This is a genomic window from Actinoplanes sp. NPDC051411 (genome assembly GCF_040682075.1).
GTDB lineage: Bacteria > Actinomycetota > Actinomycetes > Mycobacteriales > Micromonosporaceae > Actinoplanes.
The window spans coordinates 101,826-111,364 of the sequence record NZ_JBFBAD010000017.1 but is presented as its reverse complement, the minus strand read 5'-3'; the positions used below and the strand labels follow the sequence as shown (position 1 = coordinate 111,364).

At 66.7% G+C, this 9,539-nt stretch carries 13 protein-coding genes; 3 read left to right on the top strand and 10 right to left on the bottom strand.

Going from position 1 to position 9,539, the window contains the following annotated elements:
* Together AB0M88_RS12545 and AB0M88_RS12540 are read left to right on the top strand one after the other, a co-directional pair.
* The coding region (locus tag AB0M88_RS12545; protein WP_364099708.1) for a hypothetical protein at positions 1–829 on the top strand (829 nt) is incomplete at its 5' end.
* A gap of 124 nt (positions 830–953) precedes the next feature.
* Entirely contained in the window at positions 954–1,625 is a 672-nt protein-coding gene (locus AB0M88_RS12540; protein ID WP_364099706.1) for a hypothetical protein, read from the top strand.
* A gap of 536 nt (positions 1,626–2,161) precedes the next feature.
* On the opposite strand, the gene AB0M88_RS12535 is transcribed toward AB0M88_RS12540, so the two are convergent.
* Both AB0M88_RS12535 and AB0M88_RS12530 read right to left on the bottom strand, forming a co-directional pair.
* A complete protein-coding gene (locus AB0M88_RS12535) occupies positions 2,162–2,776 on the bottom strand; it encodes an EAL domain-containing protein (protein ID WP_364099719.1) in 615 nt (204 codons plus the stop codon).
* Positions 2,668–3,474 carry a diguanylate cyclase gene (locus AB0M88_RS12530; RefSeq protein WP_364099717.1) on the bottom strand — a complete coding sequence of 269 codons (807 nt, stop codon included), beginning with the start codon at positions 3,472–3,474 and terminating at the stop codon, positions 2,668–2,670. Before AB0M88_RS12530 ends, AB0M88_RS12535 begins: the two co-directional genes overlap by 109 nt.
* Between AB0M88_RS12530 and AB0M88_RS12525 the strand changes: the two genes are divergently transcribed.
* Positions 3,475–3,843, top strand: coding sequence for a hypothetical protein (locus tag AB0M88_RS12525; protein WP_364099703.1), 369 nt, complete (start codon positions 3,475–3,477; stop codon positions 3,841–3,843).
* On the opposite strand, the gene AB0M88_RS12520 is transcribed toward AB0M88_RS12525, so the two are convergent.
* The 8 genes from AB0M88_RS12520 to AB0M88_RS12485 form a co-directional block, all read right to left on the bottom strand.
* Positions 3,840–4,724, bottom strand: a complete 885-nt coding sequence (locus tag AB0M88_RS12520; RefSeq protein WP_364099700.1) for a hypothetical protein — start codon at positions 4,722–4,724, stop codon at positions 3,840–3,842. The genes AB0M88_RS12525 and AB0M88_RS12520 overlap by 4 nt on opposite strands.
* Positions 4,725–4,767: 43 nt before the next feature.
* On the bottom strand, positions 4,768–5,253 hold the full coding sequence (locus tag AB0M88_RS12515; RefSeq protein WP_364099697.1) for a SigE family RNA polymerase sigma factor: 486 nt from the start codon (positions 5,251–5,253) through the stop codon (positions 4,768–4,770).
* Between the two features lie 177 nt (positions 5,254–5,430).
* A complete protein-coding gene (locus AB0M88_RS12510; protein WP_364099694.1) occupies positions 5,431–5,568 on the bottom strand; it encodes a hypothetical protein in 138 nt (45 codons plus the stop codon).
* 362 nt (positions 5,569–5,930) lie between these two features.
* Positions 5,931–6,083 (bottom strand): hypothetical protein, encoded by a 153-nt coding sequence (locus AB0M88_RS12505; RefSeq protein ID WP_364099691.1) that lies wholly within the window; start codon positions 6,081–6,083, stop codon positions 5,931–5,933.
* A gap of 296 nt (positions 6,084–6,379) precedes the next feature.
* Positions 6,380–7,336 (bottom strand): ISAs1 family transposase, encoded by a 957-nt coding sequence (locus AB0M88_RS12500; protein ID WP_364099688.1) that lies wholly within the window; start codon positions 7,334–7,336, stop codon positions 6,380–6,382.
* A gap of 606 nt (positions 7,337–7,942) precedes the next feature.
* Positions 7,943–8,338 (bottom strand): peptidase inhibitor family I36 protein, encoded by a 396-nt coding sequence (locus tag AB0M88_RS12495; protein ID WP_364099686.1) that lies wholly within the window; start codon positions 8,336–8,338, stop codon positions 7,943–7,945.
* A 384-nt stretch (positions 8,339–8,722) separates the two neighbouring features.
* Positions 8,723–8,932, bottom strand: coding sequence for a hypothetical protein (locus tag AB0M88_RS12490; RefSeq protein ID WP_364099683.1), 210 nt, complete (start codon positions 8,930–8,932; stop codon positions 8,723–8,725).
* 33 nt (positions 8,933–8,965) lie between these two features.
* Positions 8,966–9,517 (bottom strand): hypothetical protein, encoded by a 552-nt coding sequence (locus AB0M88_RS12485; RefSeq protein WP_364099681.1) that lies wholly within the window; start codon positions 9,515–9,517, stop codon positions 8,966–8,968.
* Between the last annotated feature and the right edge of the window lie 22 nt (positions 9,518–9,539).

Here is a 9,539-nt window from a genome sequence, read left to right as displayed (position 1 = left end):
CTTCACCTCCGCCACGTTCGACAGCCTCTACTACATCGCGGTCACCCGCCCGGACGGCACCACCCTGCTCAATACGCCTCTGGCAGGCGCCAACGCGGAACTCGACCTGTCCACGCTCACCCAGACAGGCACCTACCAGGTAGTGATCGATCCCGATGAAGGCGCGACCGGCGACATCACGACAACATTGGCGGCCGATGTCGAGGGGGGCGCCCTCTCCGCCTCCGGGCCGAGCGTTCCGACAACGATCGTCCGGCCTGGGCAGAACAGCCATTTCACCTTCACCGGCATGGCGGGTCAGAGCCTCAGCCTGGGGTTGACCGGCGCTACGTTCGACGGCCTCTACTACCTCGCGGTGACCCGGCCGGACGGCACCACCGTGGTGAACACGCCGCTGGCCGGCGCCGACGGCGACGTCGATCTGCCCACCCTGGCGCAGACCGGCACCTACCAGGTCGTCCTTGACCCTTCGGCTGTGGGTACGGGGCAGGCGACCATCACGCTGTCCGCCGATGTCGACGGCGGTGCCCTGACGGCCGGCGATCCCAGCCAGACGATCGCCGTCGAACGGCCGGGCCAGAACGGCCGCTTCTCGCTGGCCGCCACCGCGGGACAAACTCCGGCGCTCAAGTTCAGCGATGTCACGCTCGGCGGCCTCTACACCGTCACGATCCTGCGCCCGGACGGGACGGTTTTCGCCAGCCGGACACTGATCGGCGACAACACCATCACCGCGCCGGCCTTGACCGCTACGGGCAACTACCAGGTAGTCATCGACCCGAGCAGCGCCGCCACCGGATCCCTGAGTGTCGCCCTCGCCTCGAACTGACCCGGTCCGAAGCTAGCCACGAGAGTCCACGGCGGACAGCAGCGACAACCCTTTGAAGCTACGATCGTCGCCTATGTCTTTACTTGCTGGGCACAGGCGGAGATTCATGATCAGGCTTCGTGCGGTGACCGCCGCCGTACTGGCAATCGGTGTCCTCGCCGACTGCGGCGAGGCCGGTGACCAACGCGCCGGCACCGTCGGCCGGCCCGCCGCGCACCCTGCGCACCCCGCGACTCCCACGCGCCAAATTTCTGCCACGCTGGCCAAACGCGCCCTGTTGGCGGTGACCGATCTGCCGACCGGGTGGACCGCCAAACCCGACTTTGCGCCGTCGGCGACCGACACCTCGGAGGAATACGAGGGGTGTCCGCAGTATGCGGCCGTGACGAGGAAGACCCAGGCGATGGACGACATCGGAGCCGAATTCACCTCACCGGCCGGTTCGGACGTCGTCGAGGGCATCGAGGCACTAACTGAGGGAGCGGCACGCCAGCTGCTCACCGAATTCTCCGACGCCGTGACGGCCTGCCCGGACATTGTGAGTCGGACCGGCGACGGCACGCCCTTCGACTTGTACCTGAAGGCACTGTCCTTCCCGAAGCTGGGTGATGACACGTTCGCCGCGCGTGCTACGGCGACGGTCGACGGCACGACCGTCAACCTGGACTTCGTGATGGTCCGGCACGGCGGCGTTCTCATCAGCATCTCGCAAACCGTGCGGGGCGTGATCGACACCAAAACGACCGAGGACGTGACGCGCCGGGCCATCGCCAAGGTCGAATCGGTTACGTCCTGAGGTACGGTCCTGCGCATACCAAGACGAGGCTCCCACGACTCGCAAGCCGATACGCCGAATGGGGGGTCGGTGGCCGCGCGGCGCCGCACCGCCAGCGCACGACCACTTGATGCGCTGGTGCCCAACGAACGTGCCGTCGCGCTCTGGCGGGCGCCGGCATCCCGCCACTGCACCATCGGGCAGAAGATCGGCCGGGCGTACGTCTCGGCGTGGGCCATGAGCGGAGGTGCATCACCGATGTCTGCGGGGGCGATGGCACGACGTGGATCCCGGGTATCTCGTTTAGCGCAACGGGGTAGCCGCCGAGTTGAGGCGGCGCCCGGCCAGAGAGCGAAGCGGGCGCCGCTGAATCGAGCTGCGTCTCCTCCTGGTCTTCCGCTGGCGGTAGACGAGCCCTTCTGGACACGCCGCAGGGCCGAACCGCTCGAGGGAGCTCGGCCCTGTCCGCAACCCCTTCCAGTCCAGGCCGGGGTGTTGGGCCAGTGGGTCAGGTCGGAGAACCGGCGTGGTCTGCGGTTGTTCGATGTGCCGCTCGGCTATTGACCGCTGTCGGACTGGCCTTTGGCGAGCAGCTGGGTGATGTCGGAGGCCGGGACGGCTTTGGCGAACAGGAAGCCTTGTCCGTAGTCGCAGCCGCGGGCCCGCAGGGCCGCGTATTGGCGTTCGGTTTCGATGCCTTCGGCGATGACGGTGCGGTTGAGGTCGTGGCACAGCTGGATGGTGCGGTAGGCGATCGCGGCCGCGGCGATGTTGTCGGGGTCGTCGAGGCCGGTGACCAGTTCCCGGGCGAGTTTGACGCTGGTGACGGGGAGCCGGGCGAGGGCGTCGAGGTTGGCGTAGCCGGTGCCGAAGTCGTCGAGAGCCAGTTGGATGCCGCGGCCGGAGAGTTCGTCGAGCAGGCCGGGCGGGCTGTGCACGGCGGCGGACTCCGTGAGTTCGAGTTGCAGCGCGCAGGCGGGCAGCCGGGTGTGGTCGAGGATTTCCTGGATGGCGAGGAGCAGGTCCGGTTCGGCGAGTTGCAGCGGGGACAGGTTGACGCTGATCAGCAGTTCGTGGCCGGCGGCGTGCCAGGTGCCGCCGTGGGAGCAGGCCTGGCGCAGGAGGGTCCGTCCGAGGGGGCGAATGAGTCCGGTCTGTTCGGCTGAGGCGATGAATTCTTGCGGTCCCAGCGGAGCGGTGTGGCCGCGCTGCCACCAGCGGGCCAGGCCTCGACGCCGATGAAGGTGCGGTCGGCCAGGGCGTAGATCGGTTGGAATACCGGCCGGAACTCGCCGCGATCGAGGGCGTCGGGCATCGCGGCGGTGAGCCGGTGGCGGTAAAGATCGGCACGGGCGCGGTCCGGCTCGTAGACCGCGTGCGGCTGCCGGTCGGCCCGTGCCCATTCCGCGGCGATGTGGGCGTTACGCAGCCACCTCTCCGCGTCGCCCTCGTCGCCCGGCCCGTCCGCGGTGGCGGGGCCTTCGACGATCCCGGCGATCGTGTTGAGTTTGAGCTGGTAACCGTCAATCCAGGCCAATGATCGTGACGCGGCGGTGATCGCGTGCTGGGCAAGGCGGCCGATCTTGACGAGTTCGTCATGGCCGACACTGTCGGCGACCGTGATCACGAATTGCTCGCCGCCGAGGTGGGCGAGGTGATAGCGCCACCCGGCGCCGGGATGATCTTCGCTGCCGGGAGCCCCTTGAGCAAGACCATCGATCATCTCGCGCAGCCGCAGTCCCACGGCATGCAGCAGGTCGTCGCCGTTGCGGTGCCCGAGGGTGTTGTTCAGCGGGGCGAAGCCGTCGATGCGTACCAAGCAGACACCGAGCCGGCTCCCGGTCGCCGCATGGTCGATCAGTGAGCGCAGGTGCTCGCGCAGGGCGATCCGGTTCGGCAGACCGGTGACCGGGTCGAACAGGCGCGCTCGTTGGACCTTGCCTTGCAGGTGCCGTTCGGTCTCCCGCCATACCAGACGTTCGGTGCGAAGAATTTCGTCGATCTTGGTGGCGTAGGAATCGCGGGCCGCGGGCCGCGGGCCCTCGCCTCGGCCACCATCGCCGCCGCAGCGGCCTGCTCCGGCGACAGCTGCCGCCCGTCACCCTCGGTCTTCTTCCGTGGACTCACAACGTTCGATGTCATCACTCACAGTGCCCATCCCGCCAGCCTCTCGGACCGGCGTGTCGGGCCGAAAACACCGCTCCCGGCACAGTCCCGCAAATGGCGGCTGCCGTACTAGGAGAAGAGGTCCAGTTCGGGGGCGCTGGCCAGCTCGACGAGTTGTTCCACCGTGAGGGGAAGACCGTTGCGTGTGGGTTTGAGGTCGTCGCTGCTGATCACCTGGCCGGGGGCGGTGGCTGGCGTCACCCCGTTCTCGGCGCTTGCCGAAACGATCGTGCCGGCGCGGTAGGCGTGTACCTCGACGTGGTGGTATCCCGATGCCGTGGTCGTGTCCAGCACGATGACGGTTTCGCCGTTCGGACCGGTGCGCACCGTGCAGCCATTGCCGGCACAATTCGCGGTGGCGTCGGCGGCGCTCTCGTACGCCGGAGCGGCACCGAATCCGATTTCGCCGGAACCTTGGTCGTCGGTAATGACGGCGCTGGCGGTGATGAACGGCGGTGTCGTTTCCGCGGGACGGGTCGGGTCGAAAATCCGTCCCGGGTATGCCTGGAGCGGCATGGTGCCGGCGAGGGCCGCTGCGGATCGGTGGTAGGCGACATCGGGCAACAGCGAGGGTATCGCCGTGGTCAGGTAACAGCTCATCCGGGCGGCGGCATGGTCGGCCGGCTCGGCCGGGATCCGGATCGGGTAGCCGTCCTTCTCGCTGACGACGGTGGTGGGCTTGACCATCGGGCTCGTTGGCTCGGCGCTGGCGGTTTTGCAGAGCGGTGCCACGTCCAGCGTCGACCAGGACGGCCCGGCCACCGCGTAGGGCGCCGGGGTCAGGTCGGCACTGCGGTGCGGCAGCGCGAGCGCAACACCGCCGACTGCCACGGCTGCCACCGCCGCCGCGGTGCCGGCCATTGCGAGCCAGCGGCGCCGCTGGGCGCGGCGACCGCCGGCGAGGACCTGGTCATAGGTGAACGACAGCGGCGGCTCGGCGCCGGTGTCGGCCACGAGCGCGTCGCGGATCTGCGTGTCAGTAGGATCGGTCACGATCTCACAACTCCTTCGGCTGGGCGGAGCGGCTCATCGCCGTGCGCAACGCGGCGATGCCCCGGGCGGACTGGCTTTTGACGGTGCCTTCGGCCAGGTGCAGCATCTCGGCGACGTCGGCGATCGACAGGTCTTCCAGATGCCGCAGGACCACGACGGCGCGCTGTTGTGCGGGTAGCCGGCGCAGCGCCTGACTCAGGTCCTCGTGGGTGTCGGCCTGCGGAGCCGGCATGTCCGGCACCTCGGCGACGGCCTTCTCTCGCCGGTGCTTGCGCACATGGCTCAGATAGGCATTAACCAGGATCCGGCGTACGTAGGCGTCCACCGACCCGTCCCGCACACGCCGCCACCGCGGGTACAACTTGATGAAGGTCACCTGAACCAAATCGTCGGCGGTGTGCCAGTCCCCGCACAGGGCGTAGGCGATACGACGCACGGCGCTCACCTGCCCGGCGAAATACGCCGCAAAGTCAGCATCCGGGTCGGTCACGGTCGACACCCTCTTTCTTCTGTTCGGCAATTCGTTAACTCACGCCGAAGGCCGAAAGGTTCAACCCGAGAGCAATCTTTCTGACGCTGCACGGCTGCGTGCCCAGTCTTGTGCTCTACCTCACGCCCCCCGCCCCAGTCTTCGAACTACCGGGTGGAATCCGCCTGGCCAGCCGGATCAGCCGCTGGCCAGTCCGAAGACGACGACGCCAGCAACCCCACCGGCCAGCACGGCGATCACGCTGACCAGGCTGGCCGCGAAGGCCGATGCGAGGCCGCCGATGAGCGCGGAACGGCGGTCCTGGCCGACGGCCATGGCCGGAAGCTCGGTGCCGGCCCCCTTGGCGGGCGCGTTTAGCCAGGCATGCACGCCGGTGGCCAGGCCACCAGCCGGCCGGGATGCCGACGGCCACGAACAGGCCCTCGATCAACCCGGACACGTCCTGCCCTCGCCCGCGTTCACCAACCCGGCACCAACCCCGGACGCTACCAAGCGTCCGACACCCTGCTCACGTTCCTCGACAACCTCTAGCTACCGCTGGAACCCGCTGGGTTATGCCGACTCAGAAGCCAACCAAAACCTGCCGACCAGCACATCGTCAGGCAACGGCGGCATAACCCGGGCTTCGGCATAAGCCGATTTTATGCCGACTTCTTATCCGAGATGAGCGCGCCTGATCAAGATCGAGCGTCCTGGCGCAGAACGTAAGTCCCGGAGGCCAGCCAGTTCAGGTGCCCGCAGAGAGAGCCGTCGATGGCCATGCCGACCGCGCTCATCGTCCGCACCAGGGTTGTGCCCCAGGTGGTCAACCCGGTGTCAGTGGTGTCCAAGCAACCGCCGAGCTCTTCTGCAAACCATCCATGTGATACCCAATTTCGCAGGCGCCGGACCGCCCGGGACTTGCTGGCGAGAAGCGCCAGGGCGCAAGACGGGGCCGACGGCGGGTGGCCCCACCTCGACGACTGACTCAGGCGCGAAAGACCTTTCAACACCGCCCGTGAGTAGCCTGATAGCACCTCTTCATCAACGCGCTGGAGGATGCTGGATGCCGCCCATATGCCGGAGGTTGTCCGGTATCGCGGTCAGGAGGACCACCCGTTGCGCTCGACGCTTGGGGGTGGTGCTGTTACTGGTCAGGGCCATTGCGTTGTGGGTAACTACTGGTCACGGCGGTGATGAGGTCGGCTGAGCGGCGGTTCGCGTGGCAGGTTGCTCGGGCGATGTTGGTGGCGCCGGTGATTCGGCGGTAGCCGATAGCGGTGTTACGTAGAGTCGCGATGACGGCGGGTCCGGTGCCGGTTCGGGCTTGGTAGGGGTCTTCACGGAATGTCACGTCTTTGACTGGCGATGGCGCGGGTTGGGGTGATCCGGGCGGCCTGCTGCGCGTGGGGGAAGGCGATGCCGCCGGGCGTGGCGAGGGTGACGGCTTTGACGGTGCGGGTCTCGCGGCGGCCGTGACCGCGGTCGCGGGTTCGGTTCCCGGCGGGATCTGGGCCCAGGGCAGGCGTTTGAGTTGTTTGAACAGGGTCGGCTGGTTGGCCTTAGCCTGTACGAGCAGGTGCGCTCCGCGGCGGGCGATCTCGTCGGCGTGGCCGGTCCGGGTATGCAGGGCGTCGGCGGTGAACAGGACCCCGGTCAGGGTGCCGAGTACGGCCTCGACGGCATCGAGCAGAGGTGCGAAGGCGGGGATTTCGTTGTTCTTGGCGTCGATGGTGATCTGGGCCAAGACGATGTCGGTGCTGGTGTCCAGCGCGGACAGTAAGTGGATTTGGCGGCCGTCGATGCGGGAGCCTCGCAGGGTTTTGCCGTCGACGGCGACCACCGTGCGGTATCGGCGCGGGCGCGGTGACGCCGGGGTGCGGGTGCGTAGCCAGTCAGCGAGAACCGCGGTGAGCACGGCGGCGTCGAGGCGGGTCAGTAACCGCCATATCGTCGTCCCGGCGGGTATGCCGCGGGTGAACCCGAGCCGGGCCTGCATCTGTTCGTTGAGGTCGTGCAGCCAGTCGGTGATCGCGGCGAACGACGCCCCGGCCAGGACCGCGCACACGGCCACCGTGAGCAGCGCGGTCAGCGGATACCGCACGCCGCGAGGATCCCGAGGGTCCGGAACGGCGGCGAGCGCGACTACCAGGCCGCCGCGTTCACCGTCGGTGACAGCCGGGCTCGTGAGCCGGCCGATGGGTGCCGTCACGGTCAGTGCGGGAATGAGCGAAGATGCCATCGGCGGGTGAGGTCGGACCTCACCCGCCCCGACTACCTCCACAAAGGCCAGTCGCCCCACATAACCCAGCTCAAGCGACCGCCTGACGAACACGCAAGGGCCTCGGGTCCGCCCGGGTAGGCCGCCGCCGACAGAAGCTCCCTGCCTTCAAGCTGGAGGTTCAGAATGGAACACTAGGATCGCCGGGCCATGCCTCGAACAGGTTTTGAAGGAACGGTCTTTGAACGGAGGGTCGTGGTGGCACTTTCAGGGGCCGGAGTGCCGAATACTGTTACATCTTCCGGATCGCGCCTTTGTTGAAGCGCTCGTTGGAGTCCGGGGTAGGCGAAGATTGCCACAGGATCCAGCCGTCGCTGAGCGCCTGGAAGCGTTCCCGATCTTGTAGACAGTGACTAATCGGGAATGTTTACGGAAACCCCTCAATCGAGACGACGGCTAATCCGAAGGCAACAGACGTTGCTCAGAAGATCATGAATATTCGATTGAGGTGGTTCGGTCGTTCATGGCCGAGCCCATGTTCCCGGTGTTACCGGCATACCCCAAGCTCGCTCCGGAATAGCCGGCGTTCTCCCAGTGGCGCGCCAAGCAGTCTGCGAACACCTTGAAGGAGGAAATCCTATCGTTCCAGGCACTGCCGACGTTCGGGAGACCCTCGTCGCGGTCGTCCGTTGATGCCGTGCAAACCAACCCGCTTTCATCGGCTTGCAAGGTATAGTCGGAGCCGCCAAAGTTGGCATTTTCGTATTCGCGGGCGACGACAGTGGCCGCCTGCGCCGGACCGGCCATCAACATGGCACCGGCACCACCTGACACGGCAATGGCTGCGGCACTGACAATCGCTCTTGAGAGCTTCAAATCTTCCACCCTTCTTCTGGGCGGGGACGAGCTTTCTACTGAAGATGGGCAACAAGGACGCCGAGGATCGGATCTACGCATCGGACAATGCTAGGCTTCATTTGCAACCATTTTGCCCGGCAACGGCATTCAAGTTGGTATCAGAGCGCCCCCGCTGTTCGTGACAGCGAAGTTATCACGGGGAAGAGACGCCGATCAATGGGGGCGGCGATTTTCGCGACCTGGCCTGTCCTGAATGTCCACCATTAAAATGAAATTCCACAATTGTCCGAGGGCTCCCTGGCCCGGTCTACAACGCTTCGGGGCATACGACTGGATACGTACCTGATATGGGTACGCGGTACTCCTGGCCGCGTGAGAGGGCGGTCCGTGGGCAGGGCCCCGGCAACGTCGTCAGGTTATCCCGAGCACGGCGAGTGGGCGGGTGCTGTCGCGGGCGTGGTGCCGGTTGGCGGCGGCGATGTTGGTGATGCCGGCGAGGCGTAAGGTACCGATAGCGGCGTTGCGTAACGTGGCCATAACCTGTTGTCCGGTGCCGGTGCGGATTTGCGATCGGTCTTCGTCATAGGTGGCGTCTCGCACCCAGTGGATCTTGTTCTCCATCTGTCAAGCAGACTGCACCGGTGTGTCATCAATTCAGGTATCGGCGAAGCGGGGATGGACGCGGGTGGTGCGGCCGCGGACGTGGTTGAGATGGGTTCGTAGTTCGGTGAGTTCGTTCGGGTTGGCGTGCAGGATCCAGCGGTGGGGTGGGTAGGTCTCCTGCCGTCCGGCTAGTCGTTCTTGCTGGCGCCAGTGGTGGATGGTGCCGATGGTGACGCCGAGTTCGGCGGCGAGGTCTGCCAGCCACCATTCGTCGGTGTGCGGGGCCTGGTCGGGGTGGACCCGGCGGGGTTGGTGGTGGCGGTTGATGGCATGTCCAGTTCGGAGGATGACCTGCTCGACGGCGCGCCAGCCGATGTCCCGGTCGCCTCTGGGGTGGCGGAAACCTTCGTCGCGTAGGTGGATGACGATGGCCTCGGGGGTCAGGCCGGTGTCGCAGAGTTCACCGATCCGTGCGGCCAGTTGGGGGTAGTAGGAGAGGTCTTCCATGCGTTGCAGGGGGCGGCGGGCCTGCAGGTGGGTGGTGTGTCCGCCGGCCCAGGTCAGGGTGAGGTCGACCAGTTCGGTGCGGCCGTGGGCGAGCACGGTGATCTCGTCGAGGACGCTG